At 64.8% G+C, this 15,104-nt stretch carries 12 protein-coding genes; 8 read left to right on the top strand and 4 right to left on the bottom strand.

The window, feature by feature from the left end:
- Positions 1-8: 8 nt before the first annotated feature.
- The 3 genes from ABWK72_RS06455 to ABWK72_RS06445 are packed head-to-tail and all read left to right on the top strand — an operon-like array spanning position 9 to position 3,560.
- Positions 9-1,220: a hypothetical protein gene (locus tag ABWK72_RS06455; protein WP_367873966.1), complete on the top strand. Its 1,212-nt coding sequence runs from the start codon at positions 9-11 to the stop codon at positions 1,218-1,220.
- Between the two features lie 4 nt (positions 1,221-1,224).
- Entirely contained in the window at positions 1,225-2,514 is a 1,290-nt protein-coding gene (locus ABWK72_RS06450) for a hypothetical protein (protein ID WP_367873965.1), read from the top strand.
- 26 nt (positions 2,515-2,540) lie between these two features.
- Positions 2,541-3,560: a hypothetical protein gene (locus ABWK72_RS06445; RefSeq protein WP_367873964.1), complete on the top strand. Its 1,020-nt coding sequence runs from the start codon at positions 2,541-2,543 to the stop codon at positions 3,558-3,560.
- Positions 3,561-3,575: 15 nt separating this feature from the next.
- Here the strand turns inward: ABWK72_RS06445 and ABWK72_RS06440 are convergent, their stop codons facing one another.
- From ABWK72_RS06440 to ABWK72_RS06430, 3 genes are all read right to left on the bottom strand, one after another.
- Positions 3,576-5,066, bottom strand: a complete 1,491-nt coding sequence (locus ABWK72_RS06440) for a hypothetical protein (protein WP_367873963.1) — start codon at positions 5,064-5,066, stop codon at positions 3,576-3,578.
- Between the two features lie 55 nt (positions 5,067-5,121).
- Positions 5,122-7,089, bottom strand: a complete 1,968-nt coding sequence (locus ABWK72_RS06435; protein WP_367873962.1) for a hypothetical protein — start codon at positions 7,087-7,089, stop codon at positions 5,122-5,124.
- A gap of 155 nt (positions 7,090-7,244) precedes the next feature.
- Positions 7,245-7,898, bottom strand: a complete 654-nt coding sequence (locus ABWK72_RS06430) for a hypothetical protein (protein WP_367873961.1) — start codon at positions 7,896-7,898, stop codon at positions 7,245-7,247.
- A gap of 125 nt (positions 7,899-8,023) precedes the next feature.
- On the opposite strand from ABWK72_RS06430, the gene ABWK72_RS06425 reads away from it, so the two are divergent.
- Genes ABWK72_RS06425 through ABWK72_RS06405 form a run of 5 tightly spaced genes read left to right on the top strand, consistent with a single transcriptional unit; the run spans position 8,024 to position 13,596 of the window.
- A complete protein-coding gene (locus tag ABWK72_RS06425) occupies positions 8,024-9,229 on the top strand; it encodes a hypothetical protein (RefSeq protein ID WP_367873960.1) in 1,206 nt (401 codons plus the stop codon).
- 17 nt (positions 9,230-9,246) lie between these two features.
- Positions 9,247-10,245 (top strand): hypothetical protein, encoded by a 999-nt coding sequence (locus tag ABWK72_RS06420; protein WP_367873959.1) that lies wholly within the window; start codon positions 9,247-9,249, stop codon positions 10,243-10,245.
- Entirely contained in the window at positions 10,242-11,414 is a 1,173-nt protein-coding gene (locus ABWK72_RS06415; RefSeq protein WP_367873958.1) for a hypothetical protein, read from the top strand. Before ABWK72_RS06420 ends, ABWK72_RS06415 begins: the two co-directional genes overlap by 4 nt.
- A 23-nt stretch (positions 11,415-11,437) precedes the next feature.
- The gene (locus ABWK72_RS06410; RefSeq protein ID WP_367873957.1) at positions 11,438-12,439 is read left to right on the top strand and encodes a hypothetical protein; all 1,002 of its coding nucleotides are present in this window, start codon (positions 11,438-11,440) and stop codon (positions 12,437-12,439) included.
- Positions 12,436-13,596, top strand: a complete 1,161-nt coding sequence (locus tag ABWK72_RS06405; RefSeq protein WP_367873956.1) for a hypothetical protein — start codon at positions 12,436-12,438, stop codon at positions 13,594-13,596. The genes ABWK72_RS06410 and ABWK72_RS06405 overlap by 4 nt, the downstream gene beginning before the upstream one ends.
- Positions 13,597-13,783: 187 nt before the next feature.
- Here the strand turns inward: ABWK72_RS06405 and ABWK72_RS06400 are convergent, their stop codons facing one another.
- Complete coding sequence (locus ABWK72_RS06400) at positions 13,784-15,091, bottom strand: hypothetical protein (protein ID WP_367873955.1); 1,308 nt, start codon at positions 15,089-15,091, stop codon at positions 13,784-13,786.
- Positions 15,092-15,104: the final 13 nt, after the last annotated feature.

Genomic DNA, 15,104 nt, shown 5'->3' with positions numbered 1-15,104 from the left:
CGCAACGCATGACCAGGAAAACCAAGCTCGCCATCGCAGCCGCCACGCTGGGCCTTTCCTCATGGCTGGGCTACAGCTCGGAACGCCATGTCACGGAAGCCGCGGGCAGCGCTCCCCGGACCCTGCGCTCGGTCGTCCGGAAGATGCTGGAACCGGAATCCCGCAGCGCCGCGATCGAGCGCCTGAACCGTCTCCGCCACGCCGCCGGGCGCGCGGCCCCGACTCCCCGTGAAGCCGCCGAGTCCTGGGAGATCATTCGCGGCTTCACCGTGGAAGATATCCAGGCTTATCTCGCCGAGCTCCCTCCCAACTCGGAACGGGGGGCCAATCTCGCGCTGATCAACATGCTCTTCCACCGCTGGGGCCAGCTCGATCCCGCGGCCGCCGCGAAGGAGGCGATGCAGCCTGCCTACAAGGAGAACCGCAACCTGCTTCACACCGTCATGGTCGCTTGGGCCGACCGCGATCTGGACGGCGCGATGCGCTGGGCTGCCGCGGACAATTCCGATGAGGCGAAGCGCGCGGTGAGCAACGTTGCCGGCAGACTTTTAGTGATTCAGGATCCCAAGACCGCGCTCGCCCGCGCCGCAGCCGAGTGTCCCGCCGCAGTGAGAGGCGTGCTCTCCGCCTTGGCCCGGGAAATGAGCGGCACGGCAGAGTCGCGCCGGGAGTTCGTCGAACTGGCCGCCGGCAAAGTGGATCCCCAGGAATGGCTCCGTGGCCTGAGGCAGTTCGCTTCGATCTGCTCCGAGCGTGATCCCGGGGGCGCGATCGGAGTCGTTGCGGAGCTTGAAGGCATGGGACTTCCCGCCGATCAAGTCGCGGCCTTCCGGGACGATGCCCTGCACAACTCGAGGCTGCGCAGCCCTGAAGCGGCGCTCGATCAGATGCTTCTCCCCGAGTCGAACATCCCTCCGGACAAGCAGCTTTCCGCCTACCGGAACTGGGCGGCGAGCGAGCCGGATGCGGCCCTCTCCTGGGCGCAGCGGAACGGCAAGCCGGACTTCGTCGGGGAGACAGTGAAACAGCGCGCGCTTGATCTGCTCCACACCGGCTGGCAGCCGGGAATCAACGATGAAATGCCGTGGATCGCCGGCTTCCTGAAGCACTTCGATTCTTGGAAACAGCAGCAGCCGGACGCCGCCGCGGCCTGGCTCCAGACCATGCCCTCCGACGTCCGCGGTCGCCTCAATACCACCCCTACCGATGTCCCGCGTTAGATCCATGCGTTCCGGTATTCTCGGTCTGGCCGGGATCGCCCTGCTCGGCTTCGGCGGGAATTGGGCCGGCCACCGGGTCGCACGGGCCGGCCTCTTCCATGGCTCCGCCATCGGGACCAAGTCTTCCAGCGGGGATGCCGCTCCACCGCCGCAACCAAGCTCCGCGCCGCTGCGGCAGGATCAGGTCGCTACCGCCCTGAAGCGGCTCCGCGCGCTTGCCGCGGCGAGCCCGAATCTCGCCATGGATTTCGATGCGGCGGCTCAGGTCGATAGTCTGATCGCCGGACTCTCTGCCGCCGAGCTGGCAGCGCTCTACGCCGGGATCGATCCCTCCTTCTACAATTACAATCTCCGCATCCTCAGCCAGAAGATCGGTCTCGCCTGGGTCGCGAAGGATCCGGACGCTGCGCTCGCTGCGGCATTCTCAAAGTCCACCGGCAAGTGGCAGGGACGGTATCTCGCTCTTACCATCTATGGGCAGTGGTCCCAGAATGAACCCGCTGCCGCGCTGGCCTGGCTGAATGCGGCGGAGCTGCCTCCTTCTTTGGCCGGCTTGAAGGAGGATTTCCGCTCGGCCGCGCTGACGAATCTGGCGGGGCGCGATTTCGAATTGGCCACCGCCGAGCTGCTGAAAATGCAGAGCCGCGCAACCGGAGACGGCCCCAGCGCGCAGGGAGTCCTTTCGCAGTGGGGCTACATGTATGCCGATGACCCGCCGATGCGGGATCAACTCATCGAGTTCGCCAAATCCACCGGCCGCCCGGAAGACTATGCGGATCTTAACAGTTCCCTGCTTCACTCCTGGTCGCAGGAGGACTCGCTCGGCATGCTCACCTACCTTCAGGATCTGCGCGGCTATCTGGAAAGCGATGCCGTCCCTGCCGCATCCCGGCCCGCCGTGGATGCTACCGCGGTGAGCGCGGCCATCTCCCGCGAATACACCGGCCCCGCGCTGGAGTGGTGGATGGAGCGCTACGGCCAGAGTCCGGACACCCCCGAGCCGATGCGCGAGGCGATCTCCCGGTGGGTCCAGAAGTACCCGGACGCCGCCCGGCAATGGTTCGACCAGCAGCCCGAATCCCCCCAGCGCGATGCCCTCAACGCCGCCGCGATCCCCGCCTTCCTGTCCCAAGGGAAATTCTCCGAGGCAGCGCACAGCATCGCTGGCATCCGCGATCCGGCGCTCCGCCAACCCGCGGTCGAGCGCCTTGAAATCCTCTGGAAGATCCAGGACCCCGCCGCCGCCGCCGCATGGCAGGCCACGCTTCCGAACGACGCAGGCGGCGAGAAGTAGCAGCCAGTCACCATTTCAACGCGCTCGTGATCACCAGGCCCAAGCTCGCCCTACTTCTTTGCCTCGCCGTGCTGCTGCTCGTCCTGTGGGTCTGCCTTGGAATTCGTCCGGGCAAAGTCGATGAAGCCGGCTCTCGTGCCGGGAGGTCGGATCGCGGTTCCCTCAGCCCCCGGCCAGAGGACGACATGGAGGCGCGGATTGCGGAGGCCATTGCGGAATACAAGAAGTCGGAGCGCCCGAAGTATTCCGATGCCGCGCCCTATCATCTCAGCGCCGCGGAGATTGAGAAGTTCCTCCAGGCACGCGGTCGGTCGGTCTCTTCCTTGTATTTCGCCCTGCTGTGTTCGGGGGATCGCAGGCTGCTGGACGAGATCGCCGCGCTTCCGGATTCCCCGCTTAAGTTCCAGATCCTGGCGGCCTACACCACTGATAAAGGGGCGCGGCTGGAACGGGCGCGAAAATACGTGGAATTCGATCCGGACAATCGGATCGCTCACCTCATGCTGAGTTACACCCTCTCGGAGCTAGGTCTTCCCGACGAAGCATTGGAAGTTCTGCAGAAGTCCTCGGCCGCTCCCGACATCCGCTCGGGCCGGGACGATATCGCTGCCGAGTTCAAGGCCGGCTGCGGGATTCTGGGAGAGGAGCGCGGCTACCAGATGCTCGAACTTCATTGGTCCGACTACGCGGTCAATGTCGCCCTTTGCACCGCGGGTGGCTATCTGGCGTCCTTGGATCCCGCGCCCTTCATCCGCAATGGCGAGGCCGATGTGCCGCTGATGCTCGGGAAGATGGACGACTTCTACCGCCGCATCGGCTTCGACGAAGACAGGCGCCGCGAAGATGCGATGATGAAGGTTCGCGACTCCATTGTGAGGATGAAGACGACCAACGGAATCACGAATGCCTCTTTCGAGTTCGACCGGCTGAACCGCGAGCTGAACGCCGAATTCATCGCCGGCTTCAAGCGTGCGACGGCCTTCGACAAGCTCACTCCCGCGCAGAGGAACCAGCGCCTGGCGGAGAACTACCTCAGCGGCTTTTGAGCATGCCGCGGGGACTCACCCACCTTCCTCCCCGGCCTTTTTGATCTCCGACTCGATCTTGTTCTTCAGCTTCGGTGTGACCACCTGCCCCGCCCAGCGCGCGGCCTCCTCTACCTGCCCGTCCGCCAAGGCCAGCCGGGCATAGCTCAGGGCCACCGCCTCATTCTGCTGGGGCGTTAGCGATGGCCCCTTGGCTTCATACCACTTGCGCGCGGCTTCCGGATCTTGCGCGACCCACTCGTTCATCCCGATCTCGATCCAATAGGCGGCGTGCTGCGAACTGCCGGACATGATCGACTCGACGAGTTGCTGCGGATTGTTCCCGGCTTCGTTGCTGACCATCTCCTTTTCCCGCTGCCAGACCTGCCCTTCCGCCTTCCGCCGCGTTTCCGGATCCGCGATCTTGCCGACCCACTTCCAGCCCTCGGCGGGCCGCGCCTCTTCCGCCAGGAATCGCGAGACGCCATGGGCCACCTGATCGGCTTCGTTCTTCGCCAAGCCATTGCCACCGTCGGTAAACCACGCCTCCACGGCATTGATATCGGAGTGCGCCCACGACACCGCGCCTTCCCTCAAGAGCAGCGGGAATTCGCCCTTGCCACGCAGCCCCTCGATCGCCGCGAGAGCCTGGTGCGGATCTTCGGCGAACATTTGCTCGGTCAGCGCTTGCAGCCGGCCGGTGCGTGCCCCGCGATCCGACATCCCCTCGTAGTTTTCCGTCAAAGTCTTCCAGCATTCAAATGGCACGACATCCGCGGCCTGCGCCAGGAAAGCATGGAAGAGCTGCTCCTTCAGTGCCGGGTAAGCATCTCCGGCCGCCTTCAGCGCTGCTTCCGCGGCGGCATAGTTCGCCCTTGCCTCTTCGGGCGGGGCGGCGCGCATCGAGGGGTTGTCGAACATCTGCAACCCCATCGAACCCAGATCGATGCTGGCAGCGATTCCCCATCCGATCGCGTTTGCTTCATTGGCCGCCAACGCTGGTTTCGTCGCGAGGAGTTCCGTCACCTTCGACAGGCCACCCGGCGCGCCGATATTACTCGCCAAGCTCCGCAGCAGCGTGTTGCGGTCACTCTGGGAGAAAGCCGGGTCCTTCATGCGCTCCAGCAGCTTGGCCACCGGTTCCGGCGACTTCGCGAAGAGCGCGAAGACCAGCGTCTGGCGATACTCGCCCTGTCCGAAACCCGAGACCAGCTTCATCGCCGTATCGAAGGCGCCCACCTCCGTGAGCCGAGCGATGATCTGGCACTGGCGGTCGCGCTTTTCGCTCTGCCTCAGTCCGGCGGAGTCGAGGGACTCCCATAGACCCTTCAGCTCCGCGGCCTGCAGGCGATCGACGCGACCTTGGAACTCGGCAGCCTTGCTCAGCTCCGGCCCCGCCTGCCGCTGATCCGTGGCAGCTTTCGCCCGGCTCGCCGCCCTTGCTTCCTTTTGCCCGCTCCCGGCGGCGGTCTCCGTCTTGTTGCAGGAGCTCGACGCCAGGGCGGCCACCGCGAAGAGACACACCATGGGAAATCGCATGTTCAGATATCCTATCCGTTCGTGCGGGGGATCGGCAAGCACGCTATTTTTCAAGCGCCTCCACCAGTGGCTGACGGTCGGCGTCATAGGTCCGCCGTTCCAGGATCGTGAGGCCCGTTCCATCGGGGGCGGGCTTCGAGAGTGTGTCATCCGCTACCCAGTGCCGCTCGCTCTGCCGCAGGAAGGGCACCGCGGCGAGCGTAAGCACCATCGAGGTCACCAGCACCGGGATCATCACGCGGATCGTGAGCAGGCCGCGCAGGGCGATGTCGCGCGGGGAGGCCATTCCCATGACCGCTTGCCAGAGCAGCCACAGCAGGGGAATCCCGCCCGCGGCGCTGCTGTAAAGCAAGAATTTGGCCTGTTGAACTTCCGGCAGATAGCGCACCCCACCCTCCAGCGCGATGAACAGTGCCGCGACCCCGACCATCACCCAGCCGATCCACAGCCGCCCGCCGCCCAAGGCCAGGAAGGCACCTTGCTTCGCCCAACGCCAGCGGACCGTCTGGAGCATGCAGGCCAGGAGCAGCACAATCCCTCCTGCTCCTTGGGAAAGCCATGGCTGCATCAAAGGGAAACGCCCGTTCTTGTAATAGGTCAGGCCGATGTCCCTGCAGCCGAGCGGCGAGATCCGCACGATGATCAACCACCACACAAGCGGGGCCGCCAGCCCGGCAGCGAAGATCCAGATCCAGTCCCGAGGTTCAAACAAGGGTCCCAGACCGCGGGCCAACCCGCGCGGTCCGGCACCGCGGCGAAGCATCTCGACCGAGCAGCCGCCCAGGACGAGGAACACGATCAAGCTGGCTGCCACCGCCGTGAAGCGGTCCGCCATCGCATACTCCGCGAGCCGGGCAGGCTTGAGCTCCGCTTCCGTGATTCCTCCGTCTGCCTCCACGTAAGCCGAATGCCATTGGCTGGCCTGCCGGACGACTTCAGCCGGCGCAGCGCGCGTGCTCCAGAGGCTGGAGGTGATTTTTTTCGTCGAATCCATCCATGCCACCTCATCGCCGAGCCCCATGCTTTTGCAGGCCGCTTCCAAGGGAGGAGGGAAGGCGGGCATATTGTGAGACGAGGCCGTCGGGTCCCGCGCCGCGAGGACCAGAACCTTGTGGAAGTCTGACATCAGGGTTCTCAGGCCTTCCCTGTCCCCGGCTGCCGCGAAACGCTCCGCTTGAATCATCACGGCATTGCGGAGGCTGTAGGTCCAGGCCTGCTGATTCGGCCCGAGCAGGCCGAGGAGGCCGCGCTCGATGTAGAGGCTTTTCAGCGTTCCATCGGAGACGAAGCCTTGGAGCTGGTGCTTCTGGATCGTGGCGAAGTGCGAGTAGGAATGACCGCATTTCGCGGCTTCCTTGAGGTAGCTCATCGCGGCCTGAAAGCTTGGCTCATCTTTGACCGTGACTTTTCCACGGCCAGCCCTGTCGAGTGCCTTCTCCGCCAATCCGTTTGCCGCGTTGATCCCCCATACGGCGTTGTCCGGATCGAGCGCCTTCCACTTCGCCATGAAGTCAGGAGGAAGATTGCGTGCCGGGTCCCAATAATCGAACCATTCCGCGTAGAAGCGATAGAGCGCCTTGTCTTCCGGGTCTCGGGCGAGCAAAGCTTCGACCTGTTTCCTCCACGCCTCCTGGTTCTCATAGTAGAGCGTTCGCAGCGGCACCGCCTCCCCGGCAGGCCCCATCGCTGCCAGCATGCCCTCGAAGTAACCCTTGTTGCCACCCTGCCTGTGCAAGGGCCGCAGCAGGCGGAATTCCTGATAGTGCGCGGGGATCAGGAAGCCGAGGACGACGCAGACCACCAGCATCACCAGACCCGTGATCAAGGGCAGACGCAGCCGGGGCGGCGGCACGGTCCTCTCCAAGCTTGCGATGGAATTCTCCAGCTCCCCCGTGTCATCGGGCGCATGGGCGATGCGGGCTGCCAGCTCATCGGCAGCCGCAGCCCGGCCCGGTCCGTCGGGAAAACCGCGCAAGGCGAGTTCGATGAAGCGGTCGGATCTTGGCGACATACGGGCTCTATCTAGCGGATGAGGCTGAAGCGGCCTGTTGGACTTGTCCATCCCGCTCGCCAGAGCGATCTCTCCTTGGCAACCGTCTGAAGAGGGAATCCCTATTCTCTTAAAGGGGTACCCTTAGAGGGAATACCTTTGCGTGCCGTTCGGGGCTACGGGTGGTGTGCCGTTTGGGGCACCACGCCCGTTCCGTCCGGGGGCACGGGTAGAGCCACGCCAGCCAGGAGTTTTCGCCGGCGTCGTCCGCGCCAGAAGAGTAGTGCTGCCCAAGCGAGGGCGTAGAGGCCGGTGAGGAGCCAGTAGGGGATCCAGGCGGTGGTGTTGCGGGTGATGGCGGTGGTCGTTCTTTCCAGCGGTGGGAACCAGCTCCCGTCCTGTGTTTCGGCCCGGTAGTCCCATTGCGGCTGAGGTGGAAACTTCGGTGCGATCCAGGACGAAATCCACAGCGCTCCGGCTTTGCTGCCGATCGAGCGATGCGGCTGCATGGTGGTATCGGAATTGGTCGGGCGCTCGTAGCCGATCCGCGAGTGGAAGGGCGGTTGGGATGGTCGCGTTTCCCACACGGCGGGAGGGTTGAAGTCGGGTGCTTTGAAAGTGGGCAACCCGGCATCCAGTTCGGTGAAGCTTGGAAGGACCGGTGGCTTCTCCACCGGCGGCCATTTCATCAGCCGGGCCGCGCCATGGGGCCAATGGGCTGCGGCGGGGTGGTGCATGGAGTCCCGCCAGGCCCAGAGCAGGAACAGGAAGACCGGCAGGCCTAGCCAGAAGGAGAGGAGGCGGAGGGGGGCGGGGAGAACTGCTTTCATCGGGTTGCGGCAACTCCCTTCTAACTGGAGATCCATTGACGCGCAGGCATTTTTTGCGCAGGAAGACGGTGTGAATATCCATGGCAGCCCCTGCGTCCTAGTGCAGCCATGACGCCCCGCTCTCCATGAAAACCGCCTGGTGGCTTCTCGTTGTCTTGCTTGCCTTCATGGCGGGGTGGTTCGGGCGTGGCCGGGTTCCGGTGGCGGAGACCGCGCCTGCCGCGGCACGGGCGGCGGTGCCGGCGGCGAATGCGGCCCGGGATACCAGCCGCAAGCGCTGGGGGGAGAAGCTCCGCGAGCAGGAAGAGCCCAAGGCGCTGCTGGCGGAGATTCCCGCGAAGGACCGCGGGGCTTCGGTCGAAGCTTGGCTTGGCTCCTATGGTTTGGGTGGGCTGGATGGGGCGACGGTGACCAAGTTCTGGAACCTGTTAGACGTGTGGGTGGCGGAGGATTCCGAGGCGGCGTGGCAGTGGGCCAGCGGGCTCAGCGATGCGGGGATGCGCGAGCTGGCGATGACCGGGATCGCCGGGTCGCTGGCCGATAGCGACCCCCAGCGAGCCTTTGACTGTCTGGTCGCGCATGGTGAATTCCACCACGGGATCCGCGACGGCCGCCTGATGAACTTGATGAAGGGGCTTTCGCAGGAGGCGCTGAAGAAGGACCCGCTGGCGCTGGTGGAGCTGTGGGAGAAGGTGCCGAAGGCAGGCGAATCGGTGGATAGCTATGCCGGCGTCAGCCTGGAGCTGGATCCCGCGACGGACTTCCGCACGCTGCTTGATGCGATGCGGAGCAAGCTGGGCAAGGATACCGACCGGCCGCTCTTTCCCAATGGTGTGATGAAGGCGTGGACGAAGACGGACCCCGAGGCGGCCCGCGGCTATCTGATCGAGAAGATCGCGGCGAAGGAGAACTTCGACGACGAATGGAGCGAGATGGGGAGCGTGCTGGCGAAGGCCAAGGGGCAAGCCGCTGCCGACCAATGGACGCTGGAGATGCTGCGGGAATTGCCCGAGGGCGACCGCGGGGCCTTTTTCGAGGGTAGCGGCTGGATGAATTCCCCCGGGCGGATTTTCGATTTGATGCACGCCGGTGCGACCGAAGCGGAATCCGCGCAATGGATTGCGGAGACCGTGCAGGTCTCAGCGGATCACGAGGGCAGCGCTTGGAAGATTGGAAACATACTGGGCGAACTGCCGATCGAGAAGCGGATCGAGCATTTGAAAAGCCTGCGCGGGCCCAAGGCGCTGGAATTGATCGGGCCGGTGGTGGAACGATGGAATCTTACCGAGAGCCAGGTCGCGGAGATCAAGCAAGCCGTGGCGAGTCCATAAATCCGAATCGGTCTTCCATGAAATGGTATCACTGGTTCATCCCTCCGCTGCTCGGCCTCGCCGCGTATCTTGCGGCGGGTGAGGTGCGGCCGGTGGTGAAGGAGGCTGCGGTTCCCGTGCGGGCCGCGGAGCGGAGGGCGGAGCCGGAGCGGTCAGACGTGAAGGGGGTGATCGGCGAGTTCAAGCAGCAATGGGAGGTGGTGAAGAAGCTGGCGGCGGACGAGGACGCGGTGATGCCGGTGGCGGACCTGCGGGCCAAGACCCTGGCATTGCGGCAGGCCTGCGAGACGCTTCCAGAAGGCGCGGACCGGGGCAGGGTCCGGGATTTGAACAGCCGCCTGGCAGCGGCAATCCGCGAGCTGGGAAGACGCCAGGGAGCGGAGGCACTGGAAGCGATCGACGCGGAGAATGATCGCCAGCGCCATGCCGCGATGGCCGGGTGGGCGGAGGTGGAACCGGAGGCGGTATTCAAGGCCGTGATCGCGAGCGAGCGCCGCGGGTCCTGCTCAAGCGATACGCTGATGAAGCTGCTGCAAGGCCAGGCGGAAGCCGGAAATGCGGCGCTCAAGCGGGCCTGCGCGGAGGTGCGATGGGAGCTGTTCCGCGATCTGCCGGGTGATCCCTTTTCGAACAACGGCCTCAAGATCCCCGAGGATGCCGGGGCGCGACCCTGGATCGAGAGCGGTGCCGCCCGGGCGCTGGCGGAGCAGGGTGTGGGCATCAACAATCTCTTCCACGTTTGGGCCAAGCGGGACCCGGCGGCGGCGCTGGCCCAAGCCTTCGATTGGCCGGGATCGGGACGTTCCGAGATCATGGATGTGCTGGGTGCGGGGCTCAACGATCCGGAGCGGGCGGAGCAGATCCGGGCCGCGCTGGAAGCTCTGCCTGCGGAACAATTTTCAAAGGTGACCGGGGCGGTGGGCGAATATCGCGAGAGTCGCACGACATTCGGAGACGATGTCGCGAAGACCTTTCCGATGCTGGTTGCGACGAAGAAGGAGGAAGGGGGACCATGAGAGCGGCCCATCGGAATCTCCTGTTCGCGGCAGCTTGCCTTGCGGGGCTTGGCGCGGGTGTCTTCCTGGGAGGCGGGCGGGAAGTCGGTGTGGCTGCTGCTGCGGTGGCGTCGTCGTCTAACAGCCGCTTGGAAGCCGGGGTGCCGCAGGTGTTAGAAGCGGGGGCAGAGGCGAAGCCTGGCTCGGTGCCCGTCACCCGCCAATTGCTGCTGCGGCGGACGCTGGCGGCCTGCGAGACCGCGGCACTCTGGGAATGGCTGGGGGCCAATCCGGAGGGCGACGGTTATATCACCAGTTCGGTAATCAGCGAGCTGATCGACCGGCTGGGTTGGGGTGCTTGGGAACATGCCCTGGCAGTCGGGGATCCGAAAACGCGGGAGAAGTTGGCCGCACAGATCCTCGCGGAGTTCGCGCGGCGCGATCCATGGAAGGCGTATGCGGAATGGCAGAAGCATCGTGCGGAATTCGAGGATCCCGAGTGGGGCGCGGGAGTGATCGAGCATTGCACGCTGGCGGCATCCGCGATCTCGGCGGACAAGCTGTTAGAGATGTTTCAGCAGCTTCCGAAGCCGGAGGCGGAGAATATGATGGTGGTGGAGTTTGCGAAGGACTTCGACTTCCGGAAGGTGCTGGACGACATGATGACGTCGGGGAAGCGGCCTTACACGCTGGCCGAGAATCTGGTGCCGAAATGGGCGGAGCGCTCGCCGGAGGAAGCGGCGGCCTGGCTGGGAGAGCATCCGGACTATTTCAAGGAGGACTACCACGAGGCCCAGGCGAGCGGGGTCCTGAAGGCGATCGCGAATGCCGGGATGAGCGACGAAGCGCGACGCAAGGCTCTGGGCGCGATGGCAAACTTGTCGGACGAGACCCTGGACCAAGCTTGGCATTTCGTGACGGGCAACAGCGATGGCAAGGTCTCCGCCTCCGTTCTCCAGTCCGCGGAGATGATGGGCCAGCGCGAGGATTATCTGCGGCGGTTGCTGCTGGAGACGCGGACCGAGGAGGAACTGGATGGCTCGTGGAACCAGGTGCCGCTGGGGGAGCGCCGCGAGGTCCTGGCCGCTGCCGAGCGGGAATGGGCGGAGAAGAATCCGATGCCCCTCGATGCCAAATCGCGTGCCCATTGGCTGAAGATGGTAACGACGGCATGGGGGATTTCGCCCTGACAAGCTTCCTCCAATTCAGCTTTATGAAGTGGTATCACTGGTCGGTTCCTCTCTTGCTCTGCCTCGCCGGGTATTTCGCGGCAAGTGCGGGGCGACCGGTCGCGCAAGAGGCGGCTGTAGCAACGCGGGCGGCGGATCGACGGGCGGAAGCGGTGCGGTCGGATGTGGCGGCGGCGATCGGCGAGTTCAACCAGGAATGGGAGGCGGCGCAGAAGCAGGCGGCGGCGGAGAACGCGGCGATGAGCGTGGAGGACCTACGCGCGAAGATCGTGAAGCTGAAGCAGGCGCTGGATGCCATGACCGAGGATACGGACTGGGAAATCGCCGGGGAGTGCCAGCAGCGAATGTTTGCCGCGGCTGGGGAACTCGGCCGCCGTCAGGGTGAGGAAGCGGTCCAGTGGCTCAAGACCTTGGATCGGGATCTGGCGTCTTTCGCGATGGATGGTTGGGCGAAGGTGGAGCCCGAGGCCGCGTTCAAGGCCATCATCGCCAGCGAGCACCGCGGACCCTGCTCAGGTGCCACGCTGATGGAACTGCTGCAAGGCAAGGCCGGAGCCGGCAGTGCGGCCCTCAAGCAGGCCTGCGGCGAGGTGCCATGGGAGCTATTCCGTGACGTTCCGGGGGCTGATCCTTTCGGCAACAATGGCTTGGAGATTCCCAAAGATGCCGATGTGCGGCCGTGGATCGAGAGCGGCGCCGCGCGGGAGCTGGCGGGGCAGGGTGTCGGTCTGGCCAATCTCTTCAGCCTCTGGGCCAAGCAGGACACCGAAGGCGCGCTGATTCAATCGCTGGACTGGCCGGGACCGGGAGACTCTCCGGCGCTGTTCGTGTTAGGCGTGGGGCTCGATGATCCGGAGCGTGCGGAGCAGATCCGCGCGTTACTGGAGGCTCTGCCTGCAGAGCAATTGTCCAAGGTGACGGAGGCAGTGAGCAAATTTCGTGAAAGGCGGACGCAGTTCGGGGACAATGTCGTGAAAACCTTTCCGATGCTGGACTCGACGAAGGAAGGGGAGGAGGAACCATGAAACCGTCGGGTGAGAGAATCCTGTTTGCGGCGGCTTGTCTGGCGGCGCTTGGCGCGGGTGTTTTTCTGAGAACCGGGCGGGAGGCCGGTCGCGCAGTGGTAGCCGTGCTGAACAATAGTCCGGAGGCGGCGGTGACGACGACAGCAAGAGCAGCGGGGGAGTCCAAGGTGATCTCCGCCACCGCCCTCCGCGAGATGATGCTGCGGCGCAGCCTGGCTGCTTGCGAAACCGCGGCGCTGTGGAAGTGGCTGGAGGCGGATCCGCAGGGCGATTGGGATATCCGGCGTGCGGTGATCGAGGAATTGATCGACCGTCTCGGGTGGGGAGCTTGGGGGCATGCACTGGCAATCGCCGATCCGAAAGCGCGGGAGAGCTTGGCCGATAGCTTCATCTCGCAATTCGCGGGCCGCGATCCTTGGAAGGCGTATGAGGAGTGGAAGAAGCACCGCGGTGAATTCGATCCCGAATGGGGCGTTGGCGTGATCGGCTACTGCACCTTGGCGGGAGCGGCGGTCTCGGCGGATAAGCTGTTAGACGTTTTCCGGCAGGTGACGAGGCCGGACTCCTGCGACGGCATGAAGGTGGAGTACGCGAAGGACTTCGATTTCCGCAAGGTGGTCGATTACATCGTCGGCACGGACAAGCAGCCCTATGCTTTCCCCCAGGATCTGGTCCGGGAATGGGCGAAGCGCGAGCCGGAGGAAGCGGCGGCCTGGCTGGCGGCCCATCCGGAGTATCTCGCGAAGGACTATCGGGCGGGCGAGCTGCGTGAGACTTTGAAAGCCATCGCGGAGACGGAGATGGGCGAGGAGTCGCGGCGCAAGGCGCTGGATGCCATAGGCAAGGCCGACCCGGAAATGCTGGATCGTGCTTGGGCCTATCTCGGGAACGGTAGCGGCGGCAAGGTCTCCGCTTCGATTCTCGAGTCGGCGGATTTCATGGGTCGGCGGGATGAATACCTGCGGCGCGTGCTGCTGGACAGCCGGAGCGTGGAGAAGCTGGATGACTCGTGGACGTTGGTGCCGCTGGCGGAACGCCGGGAGATCTTGAGAGCGGCGGAGGTGGAGTGGGCGGAGCAACGGCCGACGCCGGTGGATGCCAAGGCGCGGGCGAGGTGGAGGAAGATGGTGACGGGGGCTTGGGGGATTGGGCCTTAGGAGCGCCCGGTGGCAGCGTCCGCTTGAGGGTGGACGGGCGGAGCTTCAACGCCTGATAGGGAGGAGGGTCGCCCGTGTAGGGCCATTCAAAGGACCATTCGTCCGCCTGAAGGCGGGACTACGTACCCTTGGTGGCGGGCTGTTAGGGACCACTCCACTGGTGGAGCTTGGCTAGGGGCGCTCCCGATCACCTGTCATCGTCGTAGGAGCCGAAGCGATCCTTCATCCGGCGCAGTTCCGCGGTGGTCTCTTCAGGGATGCCGCCGGCGGCGAGAAGGGTGTCGAAGTCCTCGCTGCCGCGGGCGTCGCGGGCGAGGGCGAGAAAGAGTTGTGCGCGTTCCTCCGGTGACTCGACGATGGCGAGCAGCTCGCGTTCGAAGACGGGTGCCGTGCCGTTCATGGCTTCGCGGATTACTTCCAGTCTTGAGACATCGGCAGGCTGCCAGGCGCGCAGCCAGTGCAGCGCTTCCAAGGGATCCGTGTAGAGCCATGGTTGAAGGGCCTCCGCATAGACGGAAGCACGCGCGGCGAGATGTGTATTGGATTCATTGATGCGGGCGAGGCTGCCGCGGCGGGCTTCCTGGAGGTCGCCGTTGATGCTATCGAGCCATTGCAGGGCGCTGGCGGGATCGTCCTTCATCCAGGACTGTGCGAGGGCCAGGGCGGGGGCGGAGATGCTGCCCGGCTGCGTGGCGAGCTTGCAGGATTCGAGTTGGCCGATGGCTTGGTTCCAGTCGCTGCCGGGTGGCAATGCTCCGAAGTAACCGGACAAGACGAGAGCGGATCGTGAGGAGGGATCCATTTGACCCATGATTTCCCACGCTTTGTCGGGGTCGGTCATGGCGGCCCCTTCCAGGATAAATCGCAGTAGACTGGAGATGGAGAAGGGGAGATCCGAGCCCCCTTCCTCCTTGAGGTCCCGCAGGTGTTCCTTCCAGAAGGCCACGGCGGCGTCCGGATCGCTCTTCGCCGCACCGGTGAGGAAGCTTGTGTATTCAAGGGCCCTGAAGAACGAGTCGCCGACCAGCGAGTTGTAGGTGTCGAGGGTGAGCACCTCTGCGGGAGCAAGCTCACCGAAGCGCTCCTCGAGGAGGTCCATGGCGGCCTTGGCCAGATCGGGGTCGTTCGTTTGCCTGGCGAGCAATTCCGGGTCAGCGCGGAGCCTGCGGACGTCCTGCAGGCCGAGTTGTCCTACGAGGCGGAGGAGGCGGCGGTGGTCGTAGAGGTGCTGGAAGGTTTCGAGTGAGTGACCAGGCTCCGCATCGAGGCACATGCGGCGGATCTCCGCGGCGGCGGCTTCCGAAGTCAGGGTGCCGGCGGCCAAGTTCCCGCGGCTGCGGTCGGAGGCCTTCGCGGGGCGGTCGCTGGCGGAGTGGGCGCTGTTCCTGTCCTTGGTGAAAGCCGGGCCATCCGCCGGGTGGTCACGTGATGCGAGGAAAAGGATGCTTCCTGAGAGTAGAAGCCAGAGGCCGGGTTTGAGGAATCTGGGACGCATGCGGCTCATGTTC

Origin of the sequence: Luteolibacter sp. Populi (assembly GCF_040801775.1) — a bacterium.
Lineage (GTDB): Bacteria > Verrucomicrobiota > Verrucomicrobiia > Verrucomicrobiales > Akkermansiaceae > Haloferula.
Note: the sequence above shows the minus strand (reverse complement) of the source record. Positions and strands in the feature narration are given on the sequence as shown.

Excerpts from the sequence above, each read along its gene's own strand:
- ABWK72_RS06400 (WP_367873955.1), bottom strand. The coding sequence starts at position 15,091 with ATGCGTCCCAGATTCCTCAAACCCGGCCTCTGGCTTCTACTCTCAGGA.
- ABWK72_RS06430 (WP_367873961.1), bottom strand. The coding sequence starts at position 7,898 with ATGAAAGCAGTTCTCCCCGCCCCCCTCCGCCTCCTCTCCTTCTGGCTA.
- ABWK72_RS06415 (WP_367873958.1), top strand. The coding sequence starts at position 10,242 with ATGAGAGCGGCCCATCGGAATCTCCTGTTCGCGGCAGCTTGCCTTGCG.
- ABWK72_RS06405 (WP_367873956.1), top strand. The coding sequence starts at position 12,436 with ATGAAACCGTCGGGTGAGAGAATCCTGTTTGCGGCGGCTTGTCTGGCG.
- ABWK72_RS06420 (WP_367873959.1), top strand. The coding sequence starts at position 9,247 with ATGAAATGGTATCACTGGTTCATCCCTCCGCTGCTCGGCCTCGCCGCG.
- ABWK72_RS06450 (WP_367873965.1), top strand. The coding sequence starts at position 1,225 with ATGCGTTCCGGTATTCTCGGTCTGGCCGGGATCGCCCTGCTCGGCTTC.
- ABWK72_RS06425 (WP_367873960.1), top strand. The coding sequence starts at position 8,024 with ATGAAAACCGCCTGGTGGCTTCTCGTTGTCTTGCTTGCCTTCATGGCG.
- ABWK72_RS06440 (WP_367873963.1), bottom strand. The coding sequence starts at position 5,066 with ATGGTGTGTCTCTTCGCGGTGGCCGCCCTGGCGTCGAGCTCCTGCAAC.
- ABWK72_RS06435 (WP_367873962.1), bottom strand. The coding sequence starts at position 7,089 with ATGTCGCCAAGATCCGACCGCTTCATCGAACTCGCCTTGCGCGGTTTT.
- ABWK72_RS06455 (WP_367873966.1), top strand. The coding sequence starts at position 9 with ATGACCAGGAAAACCAAGCTCGCCATCGCAGCCGCCACGCTGGGCCTT.
- ABWK72_RS06410 (WP_367873957.1), top strand. The coding sequence starts at position 11,438 with ATGAAGTGGTATCACTGGTCGGTTCCTCTCTTGCTCTGCCTCGCCGGG.